The sequence below is a fragment of the Litoreibacter ponti genome (assembly GCF_003054285.1).
In the GTDB taxonomy this organism is placed as follows: domain Bacteria; phylum Pseudomonadota; class Alphaproteobacteria; order Rhodobacterales; family Rhodobacteraceae; genus Litoreibacter; species Litoreibacter ponti.
In genome coordinates, this window is record NZ_QBKS01000001.1 from 646,736 (window position 1) to 671,859 (window position 25,124).

Sequence of the window (25,124 nt, forward strand, 5' to 3'; positions counted from 1 at the left end):
TCCCTGAGGCGCGCAGAGTTTTCTGAAAACTCTGCGCCAAAGTCTTCAAAAGACTTTGGCTACGCGCGCACAGTGCCGTCGCCGGTCACGATATATTTGAAACTTGTCAGCTGCTCCGCGCCTACCGGACCACGAGCATGCATCTTGCCGGTCGCGATGCCGATCTCGGCCCCCATGCCAAACTCGCCGCCATCGGCGAACTGAGTCGAGGCGTTGTGCATCAGGATCGCGCTGTCGAGGCGCGAGAGGAACAAATCCGCCGTCGCCTGATCTTCGGTCATGATGCAATCGGTATGGTTCGAGCCGTATTGCCGGATATGCGCCATCGCCTCTTCGACAGATGCAACGGTTTTGGCGGCAATCTCCATGTCCAGAAACTCCCGGCCCCAGTGCTCTTCCGAGGCGGGTGAGACACCGTCGATCCCCGACAGCTTCATGTCGGCATCCACGGTCACACCCTTCTCCAGCAGCGCCTTGATGACGCCCTGCCCTATCGTCTCGACCACATCCTTGTGGATCAGCAGGCATTCCGCCGCCCCGCAGATGCCCGTGCGCCGCGTCTTGGCGTTAAGCACAACGTCGAGCGTCTTGATCGGGTCGGCTGCCTTGTCGATGTAGATATGAACGATGCCTTCCAAATGGGCGAAGACCGGCACGCGGGCCTCGCGCTGCACCAGCCCAACCAGCCCCTTGCCACCACGGGGGACGATCACGTCGATATGGTCGGTCATCGTCAGCATCTCGCTGACCGCCGCGCGGTCTCGGGTGGGCACAAGCTGGATCGCGGTCTCGGGCAGGCCCGCATCTTTCAACCCCTTCACCAGACATACGTGAATGGCCTTGGAGGAATTGAAGCCCTCTGAGCCGCCGCGCAGGATCACCGCATTTCCCGCCTTCAGGCATAGCGCGCCGGCATCGGCCGTCACGTTCGGGCGGCTCTCATAGATCACCCCGATCACGCCCAAAGGCGTGCGCACCCGCTTGATGTGCAATCCGGTTGGTCGGTCCCACTCTGTGATCACCGAACCGACTGGATCGGCCTGCTCAGCCACGGCGCGTAGGCCATCCTGCATGGCACGGATACGGTCCTCGTCGAGCATCAGGCGGTCCAGCATCGCGGCAGACAGCCCTTTCTCGCGCCCGTACTCCATGTCTTTGGCATTGGCCTCGATGATCGCGGCACGGTCGTCCCAGACGGCATCCGCGGCGGAGACAAGCGCAGCATGCTTGCGCTCGGCGCTTGCATAGGCCAGCTCGGTCGCCGCAGCTTTCGCAGCCGCACCGATAGCCTGCATCTGTTGCTGGATCTGATCCGTGTCGAGCATCAAAACAATCTCCATTTGGTCAGGAGACTGCTTAGTTCAGCTCCTTGTCAGGCTCAATCCCGGGATTTCCGGCGGCGGCGCAAAGCGCCAAGCCCACCGACCCCGGCTAGCAGTAATAACGCTGTCGCAGGCAGAGGGACAGGCTCAACCAGATCAAGTTCTGTGATATCGAATATCTGTTGTTCCGCGCCGTTTCGCCCGTTCGCATCCCGGCTCAGGGAGAACAGCGATATCTCGGCGATATCAAATGCGCCGAGATCGATGACCGTTGGGAAGGCGTTGGAGCTAAACGCAGTCGCAGTCGAGTCGATCAGCCCAAAGGTCAACTGGTTCGAAATTCCGATCCCGTTGAACGCAACCGTCGAAGCACCGAGCCCGTCCACAATGGGATTGCCGACGTCATTTCCTAAGCCAAGCTCGAATGGAAGCGTATCGAAGAGCGTCATATCAAAGCCGTCGATCGTGACGACCGGCGCGGCGTAGAAGGCGATATTCGCGGTGGGCGCCCTGAGCAGTGTATCATCCAGTACAAGTGTGCCCGAAATCTCCGTCAGCGCCCTGGCGACATCAACAGTGCTGTCGAACGAGCTATCGTTGGTTCCGGGTCCGGATACGGCAGTGAATGTGTAGGTAAAGGTTGCAGCCGACGCTGCGCTGCATGTTGCAGCCACCAGAGCTGCGGCAAAAATCGTTTTCATGGCAAATGGCCTTCCTTCAAATATCTGCCAATTAATGCGGCTTTCGCCAGCCTTGGCAAGTGCGAAGGCTACAGCACCATATCATCGCGGTGCACAAGCGCCGCTCGGCCCGGGTAGCCTAGGATTTCAGCGATTTCAGAAGATTGATGCCCCTTCAAAAGCTCCGCCTCTTGCGCTGTGTAGCGCGCAAGGCCAACGCCCAGGGCCGTGCCATCCGGGCGCGCCAGCGTGACGGGATCACCGCGCTCGAACCTGCCTGAGACAGCGCTCACCCCAGCGGGAAGCAGCGACTTGCCTTGCGACATGGCACGTGCGGCACCTTCATCGAGGGTCAGAACGCCTTGCGGCTTCATCGCCGCGATCCAGCGTTTGCGCGCGACATGCGGGTCGGTCTGCGGGCGGAACCATGTTGCGTTGGCCCCGTCTTCGAGGGCCTGTAGCGGCGAAAGCCGCGAGCCTTCGGTGATCACCAGCCCTGCCCCGCCTGCCATTGCCGTCTTCGCGGCCATGATCTTGGTCTTCATCCCGCCTTTGGACAAACCGGACCCGGCGTCCCCCGCCATCGCTTCGATTTCAGGCGTGATCGTAGTGACCTCGGACAGGCGCTCGGCCGTCGGATCGTCATTCGGGTTCGCGGTATAAAGCCCGTCCACATCGGACAGCAAGACCACCAGGTCGGCCCCGACCGTGACCGCCACTTGAGCGGCGAGACGGTCATTGTCACCATAGCGGATTTCATCCGTCGCGATGGTGTCGTTTTCATTGACGATTGGCACGACACCCATGCTGAGCAGTGCCTCGAGCGTCGCGCGGGAGTTCAGATAGCGCCGACGGTCGCGGCTGTCTTCCAGCGTCACCAGAACCTGCGCCGTGGTGATCTTGTGCGGTGCGAGCGCCTCCTCATAGGCGCGGGCGAGCCTGATCTGGCCCACGGCGGCGGAAGCCTGGGACTGCTCCAGCGGCAGCGGTCCGGGCGGCAGGTCCAGCACGGTGCGGCCCAAGGCGATAGAGCCCGACGAGACCAACACGACATCCTGCGCACGACGCTTCAAGCGCAACACGTCCTTGGCGAGGCTGCCCAGCCATTCGCCGCGCAACGCGCCGGTCTCGCGATCCACGAGCAGGGCCGAGCCGATCTTGACGACGACCCTGCGGCTTTCGGGCAGGCTTTGGGTCATGGGCGCCAAGGCTCTTCTTCGACGTCTTCGGCGCGCAGGCGCAGCTTGTCTTCGGTGATTTCGGCACGCACGGCACGCAGCACATCCGTCAAACCTTCGCGCGAGACGCCAGACAGCATCAAGACTTGTCCGCCGCAAGCTTCTTCCAGCGTCGAGCGGGCTTCTTCGCGCTCTTCATCATCAAGCGCGTCGATCTTGTTGAGCGCGGTCACGCGCGGCTTATGGGCAAGCTCGCCGCCATAGGCTTCGAGCTCGTCGATGATGGTCTGGTAATCCTCGGCAATCGTCTCGGATGCGCCATCGACCAGATGCAGCAGGACCGAGCAGCGTTCGACATGGCCCAGAAAGCGGTCGCCGATCCCCTTGCCCTCCGACGCGCCGGCGATCAGGCCGGGGATGTCGGCCATGACGAACTCAGCGTTGTCCACGCCGACCACACCAAGGTTCGGGTGCAGGGTCGTGAACGGGTAATCCGCAATCTTGGGTCGTGCGTTGGAGCTTGCGGCGAGGAAGGTCGACTTGCCTGCATTGGGCAGACCCAAGAGCCCGGCATCCGCGATCAGCTTCAGGCGCAGCCAGAGCGTGCGTTCCACGCCGGGCTGTCCCGGATTGGCGCGGCGCGGGGCCTGGTTGGTGGCACTTTTGAAGTGCAGGTTGCCCCAGCCCCCATTGCCGCCCTGCGCGAGGACTACGCGTTGGCCGACCTCGGTCAGGTCGGCGAGGACCGTTTCTTCATCCTCGTCGAGGATTTCGGTCCCCACGGGCACGCGCAGCACGATGTCATCCCCGCCCTTGCCCGTGCGCTGGCGACCCATGCCGCCCTGCCCGTTCTTGGCGAAGAAGTGCTGCTGGTAGCGAAAGTCGATGAGGGTATTGAGCCCCTCGACCGCTTCGGCGATGACATCACCGCCCTTGCCACCATCACCGCCATCGGGACCACCGTATTCGATGTACTTCTCGCGCCGAAAGCTCACGGCCCCGCCCCCGCCGCAGCCGGAGCGGATATAGACTTTGGTCAGATCGAGGAACTTCATGGATTGCTGCCTTCCGTGCTCAGGCTCAGGCGATACTTGTAAATCATCGTAGGCTCAAGCCGCGCGGGCACGGTGACCTCTTTTTCGGCGATGACCTTGAAGCCAAGCTTGGTCAGCACCGCTTGCGAAGCGGGATTGTCCTGGAAAGCAGAAGCGACGACCTCAGACAGCTCGAAGCGCGGGATCGCGGCGTCGAGCATGGCGCGCGCGGCCTCGGAGGCGTAGCCTTGGCCCCAATGTTCAGGGGATATGACATAGCCAATGTCGCTGGGCGTGCCGCCCATTCCGACTTGCCCGATCAGTGTATCGGTCTCTTTCAGCCAGATGCCATGGACAAAGCCGACCACGCCGCGCCAGCGGCGGGTATTGATCCATGCGGCGACCTCGTCCCCGCCCCAGCCGATCTTCATCGATCCGGTCATCTTGGCGATTTCTTCGACGCCTGTAAGTGTCGCGAATTCCGCCGCGTGGCGCGCCTCGAGCGGTGCAATGCGCAAACGGTCCGTCTCGATCACCCATGGGTTGGCGAGGTGCCACTGTTCGGGCGCAAGGACGGTTCGGATGCGGGTCTCGTCTTGTGCGTGCGGGGCGAAGCCCAACTTGGATTGCACAGCACCGGAGGCCGGATTGCCGCGCAGATAGGACGAATAGACGGGCCAAGCCTGCGGCTGGGCGAACCACCTGGTGAGCAGCGCATGGCTCATCTCGAATGCAAGGCCCTGCCCCCAATGTTCTCGGCGCAGCCAGAAGCCCAGCTCTGTGTTGAAGCTGAGCCCGCCGATCAGGGCGCCGTCGCGCCAGACGGCCCAATCGCGCGATCCACCGGTTTGCACCCGCGCAATGAAGGCTTCGGCGTCGCTCAGCCCATAGGGATCAGGCAATGCGGGCATGAAGCGGCGCACCTGCGGGTCGGCCATACCATCAGCTAATGCGGACGCATCGTCCGCGCCCAGCGGGCGAATGTCGAGCCGCTCGGTCGAGAAAGCATCCCGGCCGGTCAGTCCAGCCTTTTTATATATGTCCATGTGGGCACCGTGGCGTCGCGGGCGACGGAATAACTTTCCGCATCGCCGATATATTCAAATCCCGCATTCGTCAGCACCCGGGCCGAGGCCGGGTTGTCCTGAAACACGGACCCAAAAATCGTGCGGCAGGCCTGCGGGTTGGCTTCGACCATGGCAGTGACGGCCTCGGACGCGAAGCCATTATTCCACGCGGCGGGCACGACCCAATAGCTGATCTCGGACTGGTCGCGGTCCATCCGCTCCATCGCGATGGCACCAAGCATCTGCGAGCCGTCGTCAGAGGGATCAATGACCCAGATGTCCGAGCTGCGTTCGGGGTTGAGCGCGCGTTCGATGAACGCCTCCACCACGCCATCCGGCAGCGGGTGTGGGATCGTCGCCGTGGCCTCTGCCACACGTTTGTCAGAGCCATAGAGCTTCAGCTGGCCCGCATCCGCGCGGGTGATCGGGCGCAGCACAAGGCGCTCGGTCTCGATGACAGCCTGGGAAATGGGTTCCGTTACACTCATTTTGTCGCTCCTCCAAACAACACGAAGAGAACCGAGGCGACGGTAAGCGCCGCCAAGGTCCACATCAAATACCGCTCCGCCGCGGTGCCGGCGACGACGCGCGCGATGCGCTCGCCGCCATAGGTCCAGATCGGGTGCAGCACGATCTGGGTGCCCAAGAGTACCAGCGCAATTGTTAACGTGGCCTCAAGACTTGGTGTGCCGGGGGCCGTGAAGGCCGTGAACCCGGCGGTGATCATTGCCCAGGCTTTCGGGTTGAGCGGATGCACGACCAACCCCGCCAAAAAACCGGGCGCCTTGGCTTCTACTTGGGCATTGAGGCGCAAATTTGCCACGCGCCAGGCCAACCAGACGATATAGGAGGCGGAAATCCACTTGAGCGCCTCGAAGATCCACGGCGCGCTGTCGGACAGCTGCATCAACCCGAAGCCCACGGGCCAGATCACCAATTGCTTGCCGAGCGCGACGCCCACCACGAATGGCAGCGCGGCGCGCAGGCCATAGCGCGCGCCGGTCGCAAGCAGCGCCATATTGGCAGGCCCCGGCGTGCCGACCTGGCTGGCCGCAAAGATCGCAAACGAGGTCACCGCGACGCTCATTGCCGCGTCTCGTCTAGCAGCTCGTGGGACAGCAGACCCATCAGGATATCGTCGTGCCACACCCCGGCAATCAGCGCGCTTTCGCGCTCGCGCCCCTCCTCCCGGAAGCCGACCTTGCGGTAGGCCGCGATCGCGCGCGCATTGAAGCCCAGCACGCGCAGGCTGAGGCGATGCAGCTTCATCGTGCCAAAGGCGTGGGCGGCGAGGACGCGCATCGCCTCGGACCCGAGGCCCTGCCCCAGACAGCTTTCATCAAGGATACCGATGGCCATCTGCGCCCGCATGTCGGCGAGATTGAGCGAATGAAGCGAGATCGAGCCGATGAGCCGCCCGTCCATCTCGATCACCCAGCCGTGGTCCATTCCGATCAAGCGGTCCACCCAGGCCTGCGCCGCGTCTTCGGTCAGCGCGCGTGTCTGAGACGGGTCGCCCCCGAACAAACGGTGCAGCTCGGGTGAATTGCCCAAGGCAAGCCGCCCGGCCACGTCATCCGGCTGGGGTGCGCGCAATGTTACGCGGGCACCTTTCAGGACTGGTTTGCTTTGGACCTGCATGCTGCATGTCCTCTCTTAAATGACTTGGCGCGGCTTGCGCATTCTGCGCGCGCCTACGAACTAAAAAGGGACCGGCGTTTCCACCGATCCCTCAAATTTTTCAAAACCTTGCGGGTGTCGGCTTACTCGGCGGCCTCCGCCGCTGGAAGGACGGATACGAAGGTACGGCCCTTCAGGCCCTTGTGGAATTTGACGTTGCCCTCGACGGTCGCAAAGATCGTGTGATCCTTGCCCATGCCAACGCCCTCGCCCGGCCACTTCTTGGTGCCGCGCTGACGCACGATGATGTTGCCGGGGATGACGACTTCGCCACCGAACTTCTTCACGCCAAGGCGGCGGCCCGCGCTATCGCGGCCGTTGCGGGATGAACCACCTGCTTTTTTATGTGCCATCTCGTTGTCTCCTTATGCCAGCTTCTTGGCCTGTTCGATCCAGCCTTCGCGCTCGATCCGGCCTTTGAAGGACAGTTTCTCGTCCATATCAGCTACGTCGGCTTCGGTCCATGCTGCGATTTGCGCAAACGTGGTGACACCGTTTTCGTGCAGCTTCTTCTCCAGAGCGGGGCCCACGCCGGACAGCTGCTTGAGATCGTCGCCGCCCTCGGACTTGGCCGCGGCCTTCTTGGGTGCGGCTTTCTTCTCTGCTTTGGGCTTTGCTGCAGGCTTTTCAGCCTTTGCCGGAGCCTCGGCTTTCGCCTCTGCCTTCTTCGGCGCGGCTTTCTTCTTGGCCGGGGCTGCAGCTTCAACAGCGGCCACGGACACGCCTGCACCACCGATGGCGGCTTTCACGCCCGACTTGGCTGCACCCTTCTCAAGGATGTCGGTCACGCGCAGCAGGGTCAGTTGCTGGCGGTGGCCCTTCGTGCGCTTGGAAGAGTGCTTCCTGCGGCGTTTGACGAAGTTGATGACCTTGGGGCCTTTGATCTGGTCGATGACTTCGGCTTGCACGCCTGCATCTTCCACCATGGGGGCGCCGATCACGTCGCCAACCATCAAAATCTCGTTGAATTGGACTTTATCACCAGCTTGAGCGTCCAGCTTCTCGACCCGCAGGATATCGCCAGAGGCGACTTTGTACTGCTTGCCGCCGGTTTTCAGAACCGCGAACATATCGCATACCTTCTTGTCATCCGCGTCCTGTGGCCCCGCGCGTAGCGGTGTTTGTGGGCCTGTTGGCCCGCCTCGAACAGCGCGCCCCCGGATCGGGGCGTCATTGCAAATTTCCGCGCACCATGCGCAGATGCGGGCTTATGTTGGATAAGGTGCACTCTGTCAACAGGGCATGGGCCAAAAATCGTGGGGTTTTTGTCGCCTTGGCCCTGCTTATCACCGCGTGCAGCTCATCCGCCCCGTCGCACCTGCCGATCCCCTTGCTTTTGCCGGCCCAAGCCATCGGCAGCGCCTTGGAAAACACGGCTTACTCCGCGCGTCGGACCGCTGTAAAATCCCATGTTACAGAGCACTTCGCAACACTTGATGCCGAGATCATCGCGGGTGGCGGGCCACTGCTGACACAGGCCTATGATCTGGCCCGGATCAAATCCTCTGACCGTGCACAGCTCGCCAAGACTCTCGCGCAAGATCCTAACCTCCGCGTCGATGCGGAAGCTCTAACCGTTAGCCTGATGGTCCACGGCCCCTGAGGGGTCAGGTATCTTCGCCTAGCATGAATTCGGCAGTGGCGCGGCCCAGCTCATAGCTTTGCGCCTCGAACATCGCGTCAAACCCGGCAAACAGCGCCGTGTTGAGCTTCTTGCCCGCATCGGTGTCGGAGATGTCGATATAGGCCTGGATCTCGGACTTGCTGAGCGCACCATAGGCCATCACGGAAAAGTTGATCGTCCACTCCTCCATCTCCTCGCGAATTTCCGGCTCCTGTTCCCACACGGTCGACAGCATGAAGCTGTCGGTCAGGCCCTCTTCGTATTGCTCGTTCGTGGCCATGCCCTGATAGAAGGCAAGGTTAGAATTCAGCGCGCCCATCACGTTGCTCTCGATCAGGTCGTTCACCTCGATGAACTTCTGGTACATCAAATAGAGCGCCGGATCATTGTCGCGGACATCGCGCACTTTTGCCGCCGCGAGCTCTTCCCCGCCTTCCGCATTGAGCGCACGTCGCGCATCAAGCTCGATCTGCACGATGCGCTGACCCAGATCGCTTTCAAAGAAAGCAATCGCAGGCTCGGAGGCCTCGATATTGGCAATATCCTCCATAGCGTCGCGGAACAGCTCGGCGGCCTTGTCCTCGTCATAGATGCGCCTCAGCCGCGCGGTCCATGCGGGCGACAGGATCACGCCGTCATCCTCGGTCAACCCCTCGCCTGCCTTGATCCCCTCTTCCTTCAGCAGCTCCAGAACCTGATCCATATCGAAGGCCGCGAAGTAGCGGTCGATCAGCGATCCGCTCTGCGCCGAGACGCTGTGAGCCGTAAGGACAAGGGCGGTGAGGGTCGCGGTCAGAAGACGCATCGGGGCTGCTCCGGGCTTGGGTGTGCGCTTAAGTTAAGCCGCGCGCCGCCGTGTCGCAATGGCGGTCGCGGTATTTTCAGCACCTGCGCACAGACAGGCTTGCGGAGCCGCAAAAGGCCCGCTAAACCCCGCCCACCTGATCACACATCAGCTCGCGCGGAGAGGTGCCGGAGTGGTCGAACGGGGCGGTCTCGAAAACCGTTGAGCCTTCACGGGTTCCCAGGGTTCGAATCCCTGTCTCTCCGCCATATATTTCCTTGATTTGCAGCAACAATCCGGGTCAGACTCGGGGAATGTCGCCAATTTCAGGCTCCGTCGCAGAAACGGACGCGGACTCGAGGCATGGGGTGAGCAGAGATTTTATTGCCCAAGTACTCTGTGGGGGAGTCACCTATGAAAGTCATTACAACCCTTGCCGTCCTTGCCCTTGGATCGACCGTGGGGGTCGCTTCGGCGCATGAGCTGCACAATCACAGCCACGTAAAAACGAAAACCATCAGCATCACGGTCGCCTGCTACCGCGGGCCTTGGGAGCAGGTCTATTGGGACCGCGCGAAGCCGGAATTCTACGACAGCCTGACCCGCGCGGGCTTCTCGCCGGAGCGGGCGCAAGCTCTTGGCGATCGGGTGTGTCGCGACCAGGCCTTGGTCAACAACCCCGAGGCGATGCGCCGCGAGGCCTCTCGGTTGATCGCCACAACGCCACGGCGCTAGTCAGCACGCCACTTCGATCAGGGACGGCCCGCTTGTGGCGAAGCCGTCCCGAAGCGCATCCACAAAAGCCTCTGCCTGCGTGACCCGCTGGCCCGGGACGCCATTCCCTTTGGCCAGCGCGACCCAGTCCAGCTCCGGGCTATGCACATCGAACATCGCCCGGGCGTTCTGGCCGTAGCTGTTCACGCCGACATTCGCGAGCTCATCGCGCAGGATTTGGTAGCCCCTGTTTGCAAAGACCACGACCGTCACGTCCTGTTGCTCCCGCGCCATGGTCCAGAGCGATTGCAACGTGTACATCGCCGATCCGTCGCCGGTGAGCGCCAGAACCTTGCGGTCAGGACAAGCAGCCGCGGCCCCGGTCGCGGCGGGCAGGCACAGCCCGATGGAGCCGCCGGTCCCGCCGATCACATCGTGCGGGCGCGCCGTCAGGCTGGGCGGCATCACCGTGAAGCCGGAGGTGATGCTTTCGTTGCAGATGATCGCATTCTCCGGCAGCAGCGCCGCGATTGCCTGTCCGACTTTCTCGAGCGTCAGATCGCCGGTTGGCAGGTCCGGGAGGTCCAGCGGATAGACCTTGGGCTGTACATGCGCGTCCACGCCGCAGGCGTCCGCCAGTGCCTGCAGCGTGTAGGCGATATCCATCTCCGGTGCGCATAATGGGTCGATCCTGCAACCGGCAGGCTCTGGTCTGCTGGGCTTGCCGGGATAGGCGAAGAAGGCCACGGGCCGATGGGTGCCGACGAGAATGAGGGTCTGCGTGCCTTTCAGGCTCTCGATCTTGGGGGCGACTGGATAGGGCAGTTGATCCAGCATCGCCACCCCTGCCCCGCGGGATTGCCGCGCGACCAGCGTGTCGCCCATCAGCCGCGCCCCGGTCTTGGCCGCGATCCGACCGGCCAACTGCCGCAGGTCGCCGTGGAGCGCCGCGCCGCCGATCATCAAAGCAGCCCCCGGCGACCTGAGCGCCTTTGCCGCCGCGGCGATCTCTGCCTCTGATGGGCGGTCGAGCGTATGCGGGGCCGCGCTTTGTGCGACGTGTGACGCCGCCTCCCAGGCGGTGTTGGCAGGCAGGATCAAGGTCGCAATCTGCCCGTTGCCGGACCGCGCGACGCGTATGGCGTCCGCCCCGTCGCGCGCCACGCTTTCCGCGTCAGGCGAGACGCGGGTCCAGTGGCTGACGGCCTGACTGACCCCGACGACATCGCCCTTCAACGGGCTTTCATAGCGTAGATGGTGCGTGGCGTGATCGCCCACGACATTGACAATCCCCGATGGCGCCTTGCGCGCATTGTGCAGGTTGGCATAGGCGTTCCCGAAGCCCGGGGCGAGGTGCAGCAGTGTGCCCGCAACCTTGCCGCTCATACGGAAATACGCGTCCGCGGCCCCCGATGCCCCGCCTTCGAACAGACACAGAATGCAGCGCATCTCTGGGTGGGCATCGAGCGCCGCCACGAAATGCATCTCGGACGTCCCCGGATTGGCAAACACCGTGTCCACGCCGTTGGCGAGGAAGGTTTTGACCAGCGATTCCGCGCCATTCATCAGCGGACCTCCTAAAACGCATCCTTCCGGCGGCGCAGTTCGGCGAAGACATCGAGATCGCTCGCCTCCGTCATGCCAAGTTGCGCCCGGATGCCGGGATCGGCGGCGCGCAGGAACGGGTTCGTCTCCAGCTCCGCTTTCAGGGTTGATGGGACGGCGGGATCGCCTTGCTCGGCCAATTGCTCGACGTCGAGAAGCCGGGTTTTCAGCGCGATATTGTCCGGGTCCACCGTGATGGCGAAACGTGCATTGGTCAGCGTATATTCGTGGCTGCAATAGATCTGGGTCTCGGGCGGCAGCGCCATCAGCTTTTGCAGGCTCGGCCACATGTCCGCGGGGCTGCCCTCTGTCAGCCGGCCGCAGCCCATCACGAACAAGGTATCCCCAACAAATACAATACCTTCCGAGGCGATGTGGAAGTTCAGCATGTCCATCGTGTGGCCGGGCGTGTGGATCACATCCACGCGGTATTGCCCCAGATTGAACGCGTCCCCGCCTGACAGCACGATATCCACGCCATCGATACCGTCAGGTCCATGGACCGTGGCCTCGGTGGCCTGCTTAAGCTCGCCCAGCCCCGCGACATGGTCGTGGTGATGGTGCGTCACCCAGATCTGCGTGACGCGCCAGCCGGTCTGCTTGATCGCATCAAGGTAGGACGTCCCGTGGCCCGCATCGATCGCAGCCGTCTCCCCGCTTTGTGGATCGTGCACCAGCACGCCGTAGTTCTGCAGGGGCGGATGAGGAAATTGATGGATTTCTAGCATGACGGCGGCTCCGGGTCAGGACAGGTCCTTCATCGCTACCTGCCTGACCCGGTCCGCGCAACCGCTCAGGCCGCGGCGTGCGTCAGTCCACCGGTGATCTGCGTCGGGCGCGCGGTGCCGAAATAGCGCGCTTCCATCGCGGCCGAAACCGTCTCCGCCGTTGCAGCGCTCAGGGTCCAGCCCAGATGGCCGTGGCCGGTATTGTAGAACACGTTCGGCAGGCGGCCCTGCCCCAGATGCGGCACCATGTTGGGCATCATCGGGCGCAGCCCGGCCCAAGGCACGGTATTCTCGGTGCAGACATCGGGGAAGTTGCTGCGGCACCACTCTACGAGCGGCTTCACCCGGTCGGCGCGGATGTCATAGTTCGCCCCGTTGAATTCGGCGGTGCCCGCGATCCGGAAGCGCGATTTGCCCAAGCGCGAGGTCACGATCTTCGCCTTTTCGTCGAGCAGGCTGACCCAAGGTGCGGCCTGCTGGCTGGCTGTATCGTCGAGGTTCACCGTGATCGAATAGCCCTTCACCGGATAGACATTCACCCGGTCGCCGAACTGCGCGCCGAGCGCGCGGGAGCCGATCCCGGCCGAGACAACGACGCCATCGTAGCGGACGCGATCGCGCACACCGTCCTGATAGAGATCAAGCAAGGCGGTCTTGCCGTCGGAGACCGCGTGCTCGATCACCGTGTTCATCAGAACTCGGCCACCGCGCGCTTTGAAGTCGCGCGCCAAGCCATTGGAAAACTTGTGGATATCGCCCGTGAAGTCGCTGTCGGTGAAGAAACCGCCGATCAGGCCGCGGGGCAGCGCGGGCTCGATCTGCGCGATCTCGTCCGGGGTCACTTCGCGCCGCTCCAGCCCGCCTTCGGCCAGCAATTTGGTCGCGCGGCGGCCCGCGTCGAACTCGCGCGCGTCCTTGTAGACATGCAGAATACCGCGCCGCTCGAGGTCAAAATCAATCCCCGCGCGCTCTGCCATATCCAGCAGATGGCCGCGCGCGATGCGCGCCATGCGCACCGTGTCGAGCGTGTTTTGGCGGTGCTGCGGGATGGCGGCGACGAACTCGGCCAGCCAGGAATACTTGTGCCAGCTGGGCGACAGGTTCATCGACAGCGGCGCGTCCTTCTTCAGCAGCCACTTCATGCCTTTCAGCACGGTTCCCCAGCTGTTCCATACTTCGGCATTCGACGCGGAAAGCTGGCCGCCATTGGCATAGCTGGTTTCCATCGCGGCATAGGGCTGGCGGTCGATGATGGTGACGTCGAAGCCGCGGTCGAGCAGCTTGTAAGCCATGGTGGTGCCGGTGATACCTGCGCCGAGCACGGCGATATGCGGGGTCTTGTGTGGCATGTGATCCTCCTCCGCGAGAGCCCTCGCGGTCCACATGCCCCGTCCGTTAGGGAGCCTGAGAGCTTCACCCGGCACCACGATCGTCGCGGGGCGGGCTTTCTCCGTCGGCGGGCACGGATGCGTGCCACTCTCCGGACTTGGTTGCCTGCAGCGGTCCTTTGGCCTGAGAGTTTCCGGGGCGGTTGCTCCTTCGGCGCCGGGCGAACCCGGTCTCTCCCGCTACAGGAGATAAGTTTTCTATAGCCGCGACCGCGAGTCGCGCCTAATCAATCCCGCGCACGGCACCATCATATTTCGTGATAGTGTTTATTCGTGTTGCGATATGACCCCGCGCAACGCCCCGCTGAACACCGCCACATCGGAAGCAACCGCGATCATCCGCGCGCCCATCGCCTCGTAGTGGCGCGCGCGGTCGGGGTCGAAGGTCAGCGCGCCTGCGATCTTGCCCGACGCGGAAATGGTCTGCAGCGCAGTGTCGATGGCAGCCTGCACCTCCGGGTGGTCAAGGTCGTGCAGATACCCCATGGAGGCCGCCAGGTCCGCCGGACCAATGAACACCCCATCGACCCCGTCCACTGCGCAGATCGCTTCGAGGTTCTTCAGCGCGGTCGCGCTTTCGGCCTGCACCATCAAGCACACACGGTCATTGGCCGTCTGCAAATAGTCTGGCTCCGCATTGTAGCCCGACGCGCGCACGATAGAGGCCCCGATCCCGCGGGTACCGGTCGGAAACGCCTTTGACGGGTAGCACATCGCATTTGCCATCGCGCGCGCCTGCTCCGCCGTGTCGATCATCGGCACGACGACCGTTTGAAGGCCCAGATCAAGCACCTGCTTGATCATCCAGTCACGGTCTTTCGGGATGCGCACGCAGACATCCGGGCCAAGAACCCGGGCCTGCGCTGCAATGGCGGCGATATCGAAAGGTCCGTGTTCGCCGTCGATCAGACACCAGTCGAACCCGGCGGTCGCCGCGATCTCTGCCGCCGCGACAGAGCCGAGGCCCAGCCAACAGCCTTTCCGTGTCTCGCCGCGCTGCAGGGCCGTTTTCAGATCAGGTCTCGTCATTTCAAAGGCTCCGCGCTCGCTCATGGTCTTTTGGCTTATGGGGGCAGCCTCGTGAGCATGTCCAGCGGCAAGGATTCGCGGCCCCTGGCGCGGAACTGTGCGAAAACCCGCACGAACCAAGCCCCAAGGCGCATAAGGAAAGCGATGCTTATTACGATAAATCAACGCATTACGGGATGTTGCCCGCAAGCTGCTTGCACCCCCTCCCGCGGCCCCTAACATGGCAATCCATAACGCCGGCACACCGGCCACTCTGGGAGGAATGACATGAATAAACTGCTGAAAACCACCGCCGTCGCGGCGCTGACCTTCGCCTTCGTGGGCGAGGCCGCGGCCACCGAATGGAACGTCTCTGTCTGGGGCAAGCGCCGCGCCTTCACCGAGCACATCGAAAAGCTGGCCGAGCTGGTGTCCGAGAAGACCGGCGGCGAGTTCACCATGAACATCAGCTATGGCGGCCTGTCGAACAACCGCGAGAACCTCGATGGCATTTCCATCGGCGCGTTCGAGATGGCGCAGTTCTGCGCAGGCTACCACCGCGACAAGAACCGTGTGGTTACCGTGCTGGAGCTGCCGTTCCTGGGCGTCGAGAATCTTGAGCAGGAAGTCGCGGTCTCGACCGCTGTCTACAACCATCCCGCCGCCACCGAGGAGATGGCGCAGTGGAACGCCAAACTCCTGATGACCTCGCCCATGCCGCAATACAATCTCGTAGGCACCGGCGACCCGCGCGACACGCTTGCCAAGATGGAAGGCATGCGCGTGCGCGCCACCGGCGGGCTTGGCAAGGCATTCGAGGCCGTTGGCGCTGTGCCCACCTCCGTGACCGCGACCGAGGCCTATCAGGCAATGGAGTCGGGCGTTGTGGACACCGTGGCCTTCGCACAGCACGCGCACCTCTCCTTTGGCACGATCAACCAAGCCGACTGGTGGACCGCCAACCTGAACCCCGGCACCGTGAACTGCCCCGTGGTCGTCAACATCGATGCCTATGAAAGCCTCAGCGATGCCGAGCGCGAGGCGCTCGACAGCTCCATCCCGGAAGCCCTCGATCACTACCTCGCCAACTACGGCGAGCTGCTGAAAAAGTGGGATTCCGTGCTGGAAGAGAAAGGCGTCCAGAAGGTCGAGATCGATCCGGCCGTGATCGACGAGTTCCGCGCCAAGGCAGCTGACCCTGCGCGTGAGGCCTGGATCGCGGACATGGAAGCCCAAGGTCTGCCCGGCCAGGAGCTTTATGACCTGGTGGTCAAGACGCTGGCCGAAGCCAAGGGCAGCTAAGCCCTGATGCGGCGCCCCTCCCCGGGCGCCGCTTTTCTTTTGAGAGGATAACACCATGGCCGGTTCCGCCGCCGTGCTGGAGGATTCCAGCCTGCTCAGCAGGCTCGACCGCACGCTCATCCCGCTTGAGCGGCTGTTTGCGCTCGTATCAGGGCTTGCGGTCTTCTCGCTGATGTTTCTCGCCGCCTACTCGGTCTCGGGGCGCAAGTTCTTCAACGCGCCATTGTCGGGCTATGTCGATTACATCGAAGCCGCGATGCCGCTAATCGCATTCATGGGCGTCTCCTACGTGCAGCGGGAAGGTGGCCACATCCGCATGGATATCCTGATCGCCTCTCTCAAGGGCCGCGCGCTGTGGCTCTTCGAGCTGATCTCGGTGCTGCTTATCCTTGTGCTGATCCTCGCGCTGATCTGGGGCAGCTGGGCGCATTTCGACCGCTCCTTCGATATGAGCAAGCCGCTTTGGAGCCGTGACAGCTCGATCGACATTGGCTTGCCAATCTGGCCGTCGAAATTGCTGGTCCCCGTCGCCTTCTCGGTGCTGGCCTTGCGGCTGATGCTGCAGGCCTGGGGGTACGGGCGCGCGTTTCTCAAAGGGCTGGAAAACCCCGTTGCCGTGCCGCTGATCCTCTCCGTGGCCGAGCAGGCCCGGATCGAGGCCGAACAGCTGGAAGGGTCGGAGTGATGGATGAGATCACCATCGGCCTATGGGTCACCGGCGGCATGCTGGCAATGGTCGTGCTGGGCATGCGCGTGGCCTTCGCCGCCGCTATGGCGGGGTTCGTGGGGCTGGTCTGGCTGCGCTGGAACGGCTTCGACTACGCGCCCGACCGCTTCTACAAGGCGCTTGAGATCAGCGTTAAAGTGGCGGGACAGGTGCCCCATTCCAAGGTCTCGGCGCAGGCGCTGTCCCTGATCCCGACCTTCATCCTGATCGGCTACCTCGCCTATTACGCCAAGCTGACCTCGGCGCTGTTCGAGGCTGCGAAACGCTGGATTGCATGGGTCCCGGGCGGGTTGGCGGTGTCGACCGTGTTTGCGACCGCGGGCTTTGCGGCCGTCTCGGGCGCCTCTGTCGCGACGGCGGCGGTCTTTGCGCGCATCGCGATCCCGGAGATGCTCAAGATCGGCTATAACAAGCAGTTTGCCGCGGGCGTCGTGGCCGCGGGGGGCACACTGGCCTCCCTGATCCCGCCATCGGCCATCTTGGTGATCTACGCCATCATCGTGGAGCAGGACGTGGGCAAGCTGCTGCTGGCGGGCTTCATCCCCGGCGCGTTCTCGGCACTGATCTATGCCGGGCTGATCATCTCCATCGCGCTGATCTTTAAGAACGTGGGCCCGCCAGTCTCCGGCTTCACTTGGCGCGAGCGGTTCGCCGCCCTGCCGCCTGCCCTGCCCATCGTGGCGGTGGTCGTGATCATCATCTTCTTCGTCTACAACCCTTTCGGCGACGCATGGGGCACCCCCACAGAGGGCGGTGCCGTGGGCGCGTTCATCGTGTTCCTGATGGCGCTTTACCGCGGCATGCGCTGGAAACAGCTCAAGGAAGCATTGATCGAGACCGCGAAACTGACAGTCATGATCTTCACCATCATCTGGGGCGTGCTGATCTATGTGCGGTTCCTGGGCTTTGCGGATTTGCCGGGGGCGTTTTCCGACTGGATCACCTCCTTGACCGTCTCACCGATGCTGATCCTCGTGTGCATCCTGTTGGCCTACGCCGTGCTTGGCATGTTCATGGATGCGATTGGGATGCTCTTGCTGACGCTGCCTGTGGTCTACCCGGCGGTGATGGCGCTGAACGGTGGCGAGGCCGTGTCGGCCGCAGACAGCACATTCGGGATGTCCGGCCCGATGTGCGCGATCTGGTTCGGCATCCTTGTGGTGAAGATGGCGGAATTCTGTTTGATCACCCCGCCCATCGGGCTGAACTGCTTCGTGGTCGCAGGCGTGCGCGATGACCTGAGCGTGCAGGATGTCTTCAAGGGCGTGACCCCGTTCTTCATCGCGGACGGTCTGACCATCGCGCTGCTTGTGGCGTTTCCGGCCATCGTGCTGTGGCTGCCGTCGCTCGCGTGAGCGGCGGCGCACCCGTTTGAGTATTTTATCCAAATGGAGATAGGGCGAGGGCTCTTTCGACCCCGCATGAGCGCGTTAACCTTAATGCGGACTTAAGGCGTGATTTCGTAGAGCGCACCGTCGGCGACGGAAAGGAACCAGATCGCACCGCTGGGGGCTTCGATCACGTCCCGAACGCGGCCCGTTTCGCGCGAACTCAGCCGCTCTTCCGCCATGCTGCGCCCGTCTAGCCGGGAGATCATGTCGAACTTCAACGACCCCACGAAGATATCCCCTTTCCATTCCGGCCACAGCTTGCCGGAATAGATCATCATGCCTGACGGAGCGATAGACGGGTCCCAATAGTGCTCGGGCTGCTCCATCCCGCGCTTCGAGGTGCCCTCGCCGATCTTCGCCCCGGAATAATGCCGCCCGTAGCTGATCACCGGCCAGCCGTAATTCGCGCCCGGCGTGATCTTGTTCACTTCGTCTCCGCCTTGCGCGCCATGCTCCGCAACCCACAGATTGCCTTGCAGATCAAGCGCCGCGCCTTGAGGGTTGCGGTGGCCGTAGGAGTAGATCTCCGGCTCCGTGCCGGGCTGACCCACAAACGGATTGTTGGGCGGCGTGATCCCGGTCTTGCGCACCCGGATCACCGCACCGTTGTGGTTGCGGCGGTCCTGAGCAGACGGGCGATCGCCCCGGTCGCCAAGCGTCAGGAAGATCGTGCCATCGCGCGCCTCGACGATGCGCGAGCCGAAATGGCGTCCGCCGGAGAACCCGCGTGCGGCCTGAAAGATGCGCTTGAAGCCTTCAAGCTGCGTGCCATCTGCAGACAAACGCCCAACGCCAAGCGCCGTGCCGTAGGAATTTCCGTCGCGATTGGAGTAGCTGAGATAGACCAGGCGCGTGGTGGCAAAGTCGCGCGGGATCATCACGTCAAGCAGCCCGCCCTGCCCGCGCGCAACAACCTTTGGCACGCCGCGCACGAACGTTCGGCGGCCATCGGCGTGCAGGTGGATCAGCTCACCGCCGCGCTCGGTCACGAGGATGCCACCGTCCGGTACGGCCTCTACGCCCCAAGGCTGGTCGAACCCGTCAGCGACCCTGGTGACGGTCAACTTTCCCGCGCTGCTGTCGAGCGCGTGCACCGGCAACGCGGCTGCGGCAAAAAGGGCGGAAAACAGAACGGATTTCAGGGACATGGGGGCCTCCATTTGGTCTGTACGGGAAGATAACCCGATCGATGCCGGGTTCCATGAGCGCTGACCGGATCGTGATAGGAAAACCGCACATCAGGGGAGCAAGGTAAGCGTCTCGCACCCCTTCCCTTTTCGGGAATCGCTGCGTAACCTTCCCGGCACAAAAATATTGATCAGGGAGATCACTCAAAATGAACAAGCTGCTACTCGCAACCTCTGCCGTGGCGATGATGTCGGGGGCCGCGCTGGCCGATGGCCACGCCAAGGAAGTCAAGATCGGCGTCATTCTGGGCTTCACCGGCCCGATTGAATCGCTGACCCCGCACATGGGCAACGCCGCCGAACTGGCCATGAAAGAAGTGACCGACAGCGGCCTGCTGCTGGACGGTGCAAAAGTGACGTCCGTGCGCGGTGACAGCACCTGCGTGGACGCAGGCGCCGCGACCGCCGTGGCCGAGCGCCAGATCACCGGCGACGGCGTCAAGGGTATCGTGGGCGCCGACTGCTCCGGCGTGACCGGCGCGATCCTGTCGAACGTCGCCGTGGCCAACGGTGTGGTGATGGTATCGCCGTCCGCGACCTCCCCCGCCCTGTCGACCGCCGAAGATGACGGCCTGTTCTTCCGCACCGCACCGTCCGACGCGCGCCAAGGCGTCGTCATGACCGAAGTGCTGATGGAAGCCGACATCAAAGAAGTCGCGCTGACCTATACCAACAACGACTACGGCAAGGGTCTGGCCGACAGCTTCCAGGCTGCGTACGAGGCAGCCGGTGGCACGGTCACCATCTCTGCCGCGCATGAGGACGGCAAGGCCGACTACTCCGCTGAAGTCGGCGCACTGGCCTCGGCCGGTGGCGATCGTCTTGTCGTGGCGGGCTACGTGGATCAGGGTGGCTCCGGCATCGTGCGCGCAGCGCTGGATTCCGGTGCGTTCGACACGTTCCACTTCCCCGACGGCATGATCTCGGCCAAGCTGGTCGAGAATTTCGGCGCAGAGATCGACGGCTCTTCGGGCCAACACCCCTCGCCGTCCGATGAGCTGTCCAAGCTCTTCACCGAGATTGCCGCTGACAGCGTCGAGCAGCCGACGTCGCCCTTCGCGCCAGAAAGCTATGACGCCGCGGCGCTGATCATGCTGGCTATGCAGGCCGCAGGCTCCATGGAGCCGGGCGACTACAAGGACAAGGTAATGGAAGTCGCCAACGCCCCCGGCGAGAAGATCTCTGCCGGTGAGCTGGCCAAGGGCCTGCAGATCCTCAAGGATGGCGGCGACATCGACTATGTCGGCGCGACCGATGTGGAATTGATCGGGCCCGGCGAAGCCGCAGGCAACTACCGCGTTGTGGGCTTCGAGGGTGGCGAAGAGGTCACCGCGGGCCGCAAGTAAGCCTGAACTATTGACGACACGAGGCAGCCCGGAGAAATCCGGGCTGTTTTGCGACCTGGGGAGACGCAAACCATGATCGTCGTTGAAGACCTTCACAAACATTTCGGCGGCTTCCACGCGGTCGACGGGGCCAGCCTGGAGATCCAGCAAGGCACGATCACCGGCTTGATCGGCCCGAATGGTGCGGGAAAAACAACCCTTTTCAATGTGATCGCGGGCGTTCTTCAACCGACCTCTGGTCGTGTGACCATGGCGGGCGAGGACATTACCGGCCTGCCGCCGCACACGCTATTCTCGAAAGGGCTGTTGCGCACGTTCCAGATCGCGCACGAATTCTCCTCCATGACCCTGCGCGAGAACCTGATGATGGTCCCCGGTGGCCAGTCGGGGGAGACTCTGTGGAACACGTGGTTCGGGCGCAAGCGGATCGCCGACGAGGAACGCGCGCTGGCGGCCAAGGCTGACGAAGTGCTGGAGTTTCTGACCATCGACCACATCTCGGACGAGCGCGCGGGCAATATCTCTGGCGGGCAGAAGAAGCTGCTGGAGCTGGGGCGCACAATGATGGTGGACGCCAAGATCGTCTTCCTCGACGAGGTCGGCGCCGGCGTGAACCGCACGTTGCTCAACACCATCGGCGACGCAATCATCCGTCTGAACCAGGAACGCGGATATACCTTCGTCGTGATCGAGCATGACATGGACTTCATCGGCAGGCTTTGCGACCCGGTGATCTGTATGGCCGAGGGCAAGGTTCTGGCCGAGGGCACTCTGGACGAGATCAAGGCCAATGAGCAAGTGATCGAGGCCTATCTGGGCACGGGCCTGAAGAACAAAGCAAAGGTAGGGGCATGAGCGACGACGCATATAGCGGCCGCGGCAACAAGGATGTCTCGCTTGGCAAGAACCCCAAGACGCCCGTGGGCGGCAGCATCGAGACGCAAAAGACAAAAAACGCACCGACGAAAGGTGCACCGGGCGAGCCCTACCTGATCGGGGATGCGATGTCGGGGGGCTACGGCTCCGGTCCCGATATCCTTCATGACTGCACAATTGCGGTGAACGAGGGCGAGATCGCCGTGATCGTCGGCCCCAATGGCGCGGGCAAGTCGACCGCGATGAAGGCCGTCTTCGGGATGCTCGACGTGCGCAAGGGCGCGGTGCGGCTGAATGGCGAGGATATCACCGCGCTGACCCCGCAGGCGCGGGTCGCCAAGGGCATGGCCTTTGTGCCCCAGACCTCCAACATTTTCACGTCCATGACGGTGGAAGAGAACCTCGAGATGGGCGCGTTCCTGCGCCGCGATGACATCCAAAAAACCATTGATCAGGTCTACGAGCTGTTCCCCATCCTGCGCTCAAAGCGGCTGCAGGCGGCGGGTGAGCTATCGGGTGGCCAGCGCCAGCAGGTCGCTGTGGGGCGCGCGCTGATGACACAACCCAAGGTGCTGATGCTTGACGAGCCCACCGCGGGCGTCTCGCCCATCGTGATGGACGAGCTGTTCGACCGGATCATCGAGGTGGCCAAGACCGGTATTTCCATCCTGATGGTCGAACAGAACGCCCGCCAAGCCCTTGAGATTGCGGATAAAGGCTATGTCTTGGTGCAGGGGCGCAATCGCTTCACCGACACGGGGCAGGCTTTGCTGGCCGATCCCGAAGTCCGCAAATCCTTCCTGGGAGGATAAGAGATGAGAGCTCCAGTCTTGAAAATCTTCAAAGCGGCCGTGGTGGCCGCGTGTCTCGCCACGCCTGCATATGCAGTCAATTGCACCTTCACGACGGAATGCTTCGAGTCGGAGGCGTGTGCGGAAACTTCATACGAGATCGCCATTGAGCAAGACGGTGAGGCAACGAAGCTGGTGAGCGTGGCGGAAACAATTCCCGTCAGTCGCGGCGGCTCTGACAGCGCGCGGGTCTATGTCGGCGTCACCGATAGCGCCTTTCATCTGCTCAGCCGCAATGCCGATGGCAACGCTCGCTACACGACCCACATGTATCAGGGACCGATGGTGGTGAGCTATCTGGGCACCTGCGAGGAGCCTTCGTGATGGACTATCTCAACGCGCTCGTCGCCTTCGCAAACTTCGTGCTGGTCCCCGGCACGGCTTACGGCGCGCAGCTGGCGCTCGGGGCGCTTGGCGTCACGTTGATCTACGGCATCCTGCGCTTCTCGAACTTCGCCCATGGCGACACGATGGCGTTTGGGACGATGTTCGTGATCCTCATCACCTGGGGCTTTCAGAGCGCGGGCATCAGCTTCGGCCCGCTGCCGACCGCCCTGCTCGCCCTGCCCTTCGGGATCGCGCTGACCGGCCTGTTCCTGATCGGCACAGACAAGGTCGTCTACCAATTCTACCGACAGCGGAAAGTAAAGCCGGTGGTTCTGGTCATGGTCTCATTGGGCGTGATGTTCATCATGAACGGGCTGACCCGCTTCATCATCGGGCCCAACGATCAGCGCTTCGCAGATGGTGAGCGCTTCATCATTTCTGCGCGGGATTTCAAGACGATGACAGGTCTCGACGAGGGCCTCGCCATCAAGTCCACCCAAGGAATCACACTGATTACCGCGATCATCGTCGTGGCCGTGCTGTTCTGGTTTCTTAACAAGACCCGCACGGGAAAATCGATGCGCGCCTTCTCCGATAACGAGGATCTGGCACTGCTGTCGGGCATCAACCCCGAGCGCGTCGTGCTTTACACTTGGCTGATCGTTGCGGCGCTGGCGACCGTGGCGGGAACGCTCTACGGGCTCGACAAAAGTTTCAAGCCCTTCACCTACTTCCAGCTTCTACTGCCGATCTTCGCGGCGGCCATCGTCGGCGGTCTGGGCAACCCGCTGGGGGCCATCGCGGGCGGCTTCGTCATCGCCTTCTCGGAGGTTACGATCACCTACGCCTTCAAGAAGGTCGGCAATTATGTGCTGCCGGACGCCTTGGCCCCGGACGGGCTCGCGCAGCTTCTGAGCACAGATTACAAGTTCGCCGTCTCCTTCGCGATCCTGATCATCGTGCTGCTCTTCAAGCCCACGGGGCTCTTCAAAGGACAATCAGTATGACCGCCCGCGACGCGCTTCTCTTTGTTTTCGTAGGCTGTCTCATCATCGGGACGGGCTTTGTGCAATCGTGGAACTCGGCGCTGCTGATCCTGAACATGGGTCTGATCTCGGCCATCATGGCGTTGGGGGTCAATTTGCAATGGGGCCTTGCGGGGCTGTTCAATGTGGGTGTCATGGGCTTCGTCGCTTTGGGCGGCTTGGCGGCAGTCGTGACCTCCATGCCCGCCAATGCAGAGGAGTGGAGCGTAGGCGGCGTGCGCGTAATCTTCGGTCTGCTGCTGGGCGCAGGCACGATCATCGCCACGATCATGCTGCGCCAGCGCATGGCCGCCGACCGGGCGCGCAATCTGGCGACATTGGTGGTGCTGATCGGCGGCTTCTTCCTGTTCCGCGCGGTCTTTGATCCCGGCGTCGATGCCATCGAAAGCGTCAATCCCGCTGCGACCGGCTATCTTGGCGGGCTTGGCCTACCGGTGCTCGTCGCGTGGCCCGTGGGCGGGTTGCTTGCCGCGGGGGCGGCCTGGATTATCGGCAAGACCGCGCTGGGGCTGCGGTCGGACTATCTGGCCATCGCTACGCTGGGCATCGCGGAGATCATCATCGCGATCCTGAAGAACGAGGATTGGCTGTCGCGCGGCGTCAAGAACGTCGTGGGGCTTCCCCGCCCCGTTCCCTACGAGATTGATCTGCAGAACTCCGAAAGCTTCGTCGAGCGCGCCGCGGGGCTTGGCCTTGATCCAACGACCGCCTCCACGCTTTATGTAAAGCTCGGCTACTCGATCCTGTTCGCCATCGTCCTGATCATCCTGCTGTGGTTGGCGCAAAAGGCGTTGAACTCGCCTTGGGGCCGCATGATGCGCGCGATCCGCGACAATGAAGTCGCGGCAGAGGCGATGGGCAAGGACGTCACCGCGCGCCACCTGCAGGTTTTCATCCTCGGCTCGGCCATCTGCGGCATCGCCGGGGCGATGATGACCACGCTCGATGGCCAGCTGACGCCTGGGACCTACCAGCCGCTGCGCTACACGTTCCTGATCTGGGTGATGGTGATCGTGGGCGGCTCCGGCAACAATCTGGGCGCGGTACTGGGCGGCTTCCTGATCTGGTTCCTCTGGGTGCAGGTCGAGCCGATCGGCCTGCTAGTGATGCAAGGCGTGACCGCTGGCATGGCCGATGGCTATTGGCTGAAGGACCACCTGCTCGACAGCGCCGCCCATATGCGGCTGCTGACCATGGGGCTTGTGCTGCTGCTGGTGCTGCGGTTCAGCCCGCGTGGGCTGATCCCCGAGCGTTAGGCG

Annotated in this window: 27 protein-coding genes, 1 tRNA gene and 2 riboswitches; of the genes, 12 read left to right on the forward strand and 16 right to left on the reverse strand. The window is 62.9% G+C overall.

The annotated features are described in order from the left end of the window. Positions 1-59: 59 nt before the first annotated feature. The 10 genes from C8N43_RS03350 to C8N43_RS03395 all read right to left on the reverse strand — a co-directional run bounded on the left by C8N43_RS03350 (position 60) and on the right by C8N43_RS03395 (position 8,031). Positions 60-1,325 carry a glutamate-5-semialdehyde dehydrogenase gene (locus C8N43_RS03350; RefSeq protein WP_107846221.1) on the reverse strand — a complete coding sequence of 422 codons (1,266 nt, stop codon included), beginning with the start codon at positions 1,323-1,325 and terminating at the stop codon, positions 60-62. Between the two features lie 53 nt (positions 1,326-1,378). After that, positions 1,379-2,023: a VPLPA-CTERM sorting domain-containing protein gene (locus C8N43_RS03355; RefSeq protein WP_107844252.1), complete on the reverse strand. Its 645-nt coding sequence runs from the start codon at positions 2,021-2,023 to the stop codon at positions 1,379-1,381. 68 nt (positions 2,024-2,091) lie between these two features. After that, positions 2,092-3,201 (reverse strand): glutamate 5-kinase, encoded by a 1,110-nt coding sequence (proB, locus tag C8N43_RS03360; RefSeq protein WP_107844253.1) that lies wholly within the window; start codon positions 3,199-3,201, stop codon positions 2,092-2,094. Then, a complete protein-coding gene (gene obgE / locus C8N43_RS03365) occupies positions 3,198-4,235 on the reverse strand; it encodes a GTPase ObgE (protein ID WP_107844254.1) in 1,038 nt (345 codons plus the stop codon). Before obgE ends, proB begins: the two co-directional genes overlap by 4 nt. Further along, entirely contained in the window at positions 4,232-5,260 is a 1,029-nt protein-coding gene (locus tag C8N43_RS03370) for a GNAT family N-acetyltransferase (RefSeq protein WP_107844255.1), read from the reverse strand. Before C8N43_RS03370 ends, obgE begins: the two co-directional genes overlap by 4 nt. Then, a complete protein-coding gene (locus tag C8N43_RS03375; RefSeq protein ID WP_107844256.1) occupies positions 5,233-5,769 on the reverse strand; it encodes a GNAT family N-acetyltransferase in 537 nt (178 codons plus the stop codon). Before C8N43_RS03375 ends, C8N43_RS03370 begins: the two co-directional genes overlap by 28 nt. After that, positions 5,766-6,368: a LysE family translocator gene (locus C8N43_RS03380; RefSeq protein ID WP_107844257.1), complete on the reverse strand. Its 603-nt coding sequence runs from the start codon at positions 6,366-6,368 to the stop codon at positions 5,766-5,768. Before C8N43_RS03380 ends, C8N43_RS03375 begins: the two co-directional genes overlap by 4 nt. Beyond that, complete coding sequence (locus tag C8N43_RS03385) at positions 6,365-6,922, reverse strand: GNAT family N-acetyltransferase (protein WP_107844258.1); 558 nt, start codon at positions 6,920-6,922, stop codon at positions 6,365-6,367. The genes C8N43_RS03380 and C8N43_RS03385 overlap by 4 nt, the downstream gene beginning before the upstream one ends. A gap of 122 nt (positions 6,923-7,044) precedes the next feature. After that, positions 7,045-7,314 carry a 50S ribosomal protein L27 gene (gene rpmA / locus C8N43_RS03390; protein ID WP_107844259.1) on the reverse strand — a complete coding sequence of 90 codons (270 nt, stop codon included), beginning with the start codon at positions 7,312-7,314 and terminating at the stop codon, positions 7,045-7,047. 12 nt (positions 7,315-7,326) lie between these two features. Next, the gene (locus C8N43_RS03395; RefSeq protein ID WP_107844260.1) at positions 7,327-8,031 is read right to left on the reverse strand and encodes a 50S ribosomal protein L21; all 705 of its coding nucleotides are present in this window, start codon (positions 8,029-8,031) and stop codon (positions 7,327-7,329) included. 203 nt (positions 8,032-8,234) lie between these two features. On the opposite strand from C8N43_RS03395, the gene C8N43_RS03400 reads away from it, so the two are divergent. Next, positions 8,235-8,564, forward strand: a complete 330-nt coding sequence (locus tag C8N43_RS03400) for a hypothetical protein (protein WP_146174150.1) — start codon at positions 8,235-8,237, stop codon at positions 8,562-8,564. A gap of 4 nt (positions 8,565-8,568) precedes the next feature. Here the strand turns inward: C8N43_RS03400 and C8N43_RS03405 are convergent, their stop codons facing one another. After that, positions 8,569-9,390 (reverse strand): DUF2059 domain-containing protein, encoded by an 822-nt coding sequence (locus tag C8N43_RS03405; RefSeq protein ID WP_107844262.1) that lies wholly within the window; start codon positions 9,388-9,390, stop codon positions 8,569-8,571. A gap of 158 nt (positions 9,391-9,548) precedes the next feature. On the opposite strand from C8N43_RS03405, the gene C8N43_RS03410 reads away from it, so the two are divergent. Both C8N43_RS03410 and C8N43_RS03415 read left to right on the forward strand, forming a co-directional pair. Next, positions 9,549-9,638: transfer RNA gene (locus C8N43_RS03410), tRNA-Ser, on the forward strand. Between the two features lie 145 nt (positions 9,639-9,783). After that, positions 9,784-10,104 (forward strand): hypothetical protein, encoded by a 321-nt coding sequence (locus C8N43_RS03415; RefSeq protein WP_107844263.1) that lies wholly within the window; start codon positions 9,784-9,786, stop codon positions 10,102-10,104. Here the strand turns inward: C8N43_RS03415 and C8N43_RS03420 are convergent, their stop codons facing one another. The 4 genes from C8N43_RS03420 to C8N43_RS03435 all read right to left on the reverse strand — a co-directional run bounded on the left by C8N43_RS03420 (position 10,105) and on the right by C8N43_RS03435 (position 14,833). Beyond that, positions 10,105-11,649 carry an acetolactate synthase large subunit gene (locus C8N43_RS03420; protein ID WP_107844264.1) on the reverse strand — a complete coding sequence of 515 codons (1,545 nt, stop codon included), beginning with the start codon at positions 11,647-11,649 and terminating at the stop codon, positions 10,105-10,107. An 11-nt stretch (positions 11,650-11,660) separates the two neighbouring features. Beyond that, on the reverse strand, positions 11,661-12,416 hold the full coding sequence (gloB, locus tag C8N43_RS03425) for a hydroxyacylglutathione hydrolase (RefSeq protein WP_107844265.1): 756 nt from the start codon (positions 12,414-12,416) through the stop codon (positions 11,661-11,663). A gap of 65 nt (positions 12,417-12,481) precedes the next feature. Further along, positions 12,482-13,765 (reverse strand): D-amino acid dehydrogenase, encoded by a 1,284-nt coding sequence (locus C8N43_RS03430; RefSeq protein WP_107844266.1) that lies wholly within the window; start codon positions 13,763-13,765, stop codon positions 12,482-12,484. Between the two features lie 33 nt (positions 13,766-13,798). After that, a riboswitch (glycine riboswitch) is annotated at positions 13,799-13,906 on the reverse strand. Further along, a riboswitch (glycine riboswitch) is annotated at positions 13,907-13,994 on the reverse strand. Positions 13,995-14,071: 77 nt separating this feature from the next. Continuing rightward, entirely contained in the window at positions 14,072-14,833 is a 762-nt protein-coding gene (locus tag C8N43_RS03435) for an HpcH/HpaI aldolase family protein (RefSeq protein WP_107846222.1), read from the reverse strand. 267 nt (positions 14,834-15,100) lie between these two features. Here C8N43_RS03435 and C8N43_RS03440 point away from each other — a divergent pair, with 267 nt between their 5' ends. Genes C8N43_RS03440 through C8N43_RS03450 form a run of 3 tightly spaced genes read left to right on the forward strand, consistent with a single transcriptional unit; the run spans position 15,101 to position 18,196 of the window. Further along, positions 15,101-16,114: a C4-dicarboxylate TRAP transporter substrate-binding protein gene (locus C8N43_RS03440; RefSeq protein ID WP_107844267.1), complete on the forward strand. Its 1,014-nt coding sequence runs from the start codon at positions 15,101-15,103 to the stop codon at positions 16,112-16,114. Between the two features lie 55 nt (positions 16,115-16,169). Next, positions 16,170-16,799, forward strand: coding sequence for a TRAP transporter small permease subunit (locus C8N43_RS03445; protein ID WP_107844268.1), 630 nt, complete (start codon positions 16,170-16,172; stop codon positions 16,797-16,799). Then, on the forward strand, positions 16,799-18,196 hold the full coding sequence (locus tag C8N43_RS03450) for a TRAP transporter large permease (RefSeq protein WP_107844269.1): 1,398 nt from the start codon (positions 16,799-16,801) through the stop codon (positions 18,194-18,196). The genes C8N43_RS03445 and C8N43_RS03450 overlap by 1 nt, the downstream gene beginning before the upstream one ends. 92 nt (positions 18,197-18,288) lie before the next feature. Here the strand turns inward: C8N43_RS03450 and C8N43_RS03455 are convergent, their stop codons facing one another. Continuing rightward, positions 18,289-19,380 carry a PQQ-dependent sugar dehydrogenase gene (locus C8N43_RS03455; protein ID WP_245912893.1) on the reverse strand — a complete coding sequence of 364 codons (1,092 nt, stop codon included), beginning with the start codon at positions 19,378-19,380 and terminating at the stop codon, positions 18,289-18,291. A gap of 188 nt (positions 19,381-19,568) precedes the next feature. Here C8N43_RS03455 and C8N43_RS03460 point away from each other — a divergent pair, with 188 nt between their 5' ends. The 6 genes from C8N43_RS03460 (at position 19,569) to C8N43_RS03485 (ending at position 25,121) form a co-directional block, all read left to right on the forward strand. After that, positions 19,569-20,765 carry an ABC transporter substrate-binding protein gene (locus tag C8N43_RS03460; protein WP_107844271.1) on the forward strand — a complete coding sequence of 399 codons (1,197 nt, stop codon included), beginning with the start codon at positions 19,569-19,571 and terminating at the stop codon, positions 20,763-20,765. Positions 20,766-20,837: 72 nt separating this feature from the next. Next, positions 20,838-21,620: an ABC transporter ATP-binding protein gene (locus C8N43_RS03465; RefSeq protein ID WP_107844272.1), complete on the forward strand. Its 783-nt coding sequence runs from the start codon at positions 20,838-20,840 to the stop codon at positions 21,618-21,620. Beyond that, positions 21,617-22,453, forward strand: coding sequence for an ABC transporter ATP-binding protein (locus C8N43_RS03470; protein ID WP_107844273.1), 837 nt, complete (start codon positions 21,617-21,619; stop codon positions 22,451-22,453). Before C8N43_RS03465 ends, C8N43_RS03470 begins: the two co-directional genes overlap by 4 nt. 18 nt (positions 22,454-22,471) lie before the next feature. Next, the gene (locus C8N43_RS03475) at positions 22,472-22,816 is read left to right on the forward strand and encodes a hypothetical protein (RefSeq protein ID WP_107844274.1); all 345 of its coding nucleotides are present in this window, start codon (positions 22,472-22,474) and stop codon (positions 22,814-22,816) included. Then, positions 22,816-23,826 (forward strand): branched-chain amino acid ABC transporter permease, encoded by a 1,011-nt coding sequence (locus C8N43_RS03480; RefSeq protein ID WP_107844275.1) that lies wholly within the window; start codon positions 22,816-22,818, stop codon positions 23,824-23,826. The genes C8N43_RS03475 and C8N43_RS03480 overlap by 1 nt, the downstream gene beginning before the upstream one ends. After that, on the forward strand, positions 23,823-25,121 hold the full coding sequence (locus tag C8N43_RS03485; protein WP_107844276.1) for a branched-chain amino acid ABC transporter permease: 1,299 nt from the start codon (positions 23,823-23,825) through the stop codon (positions 25,119-25,121). Before C8N43_RS03480 ends, C8N43_RS03485 begins: the two co-directional genes overlap by 4 nt. Positions 25,122-25,124: the final 3 nt, after the last annotated feature.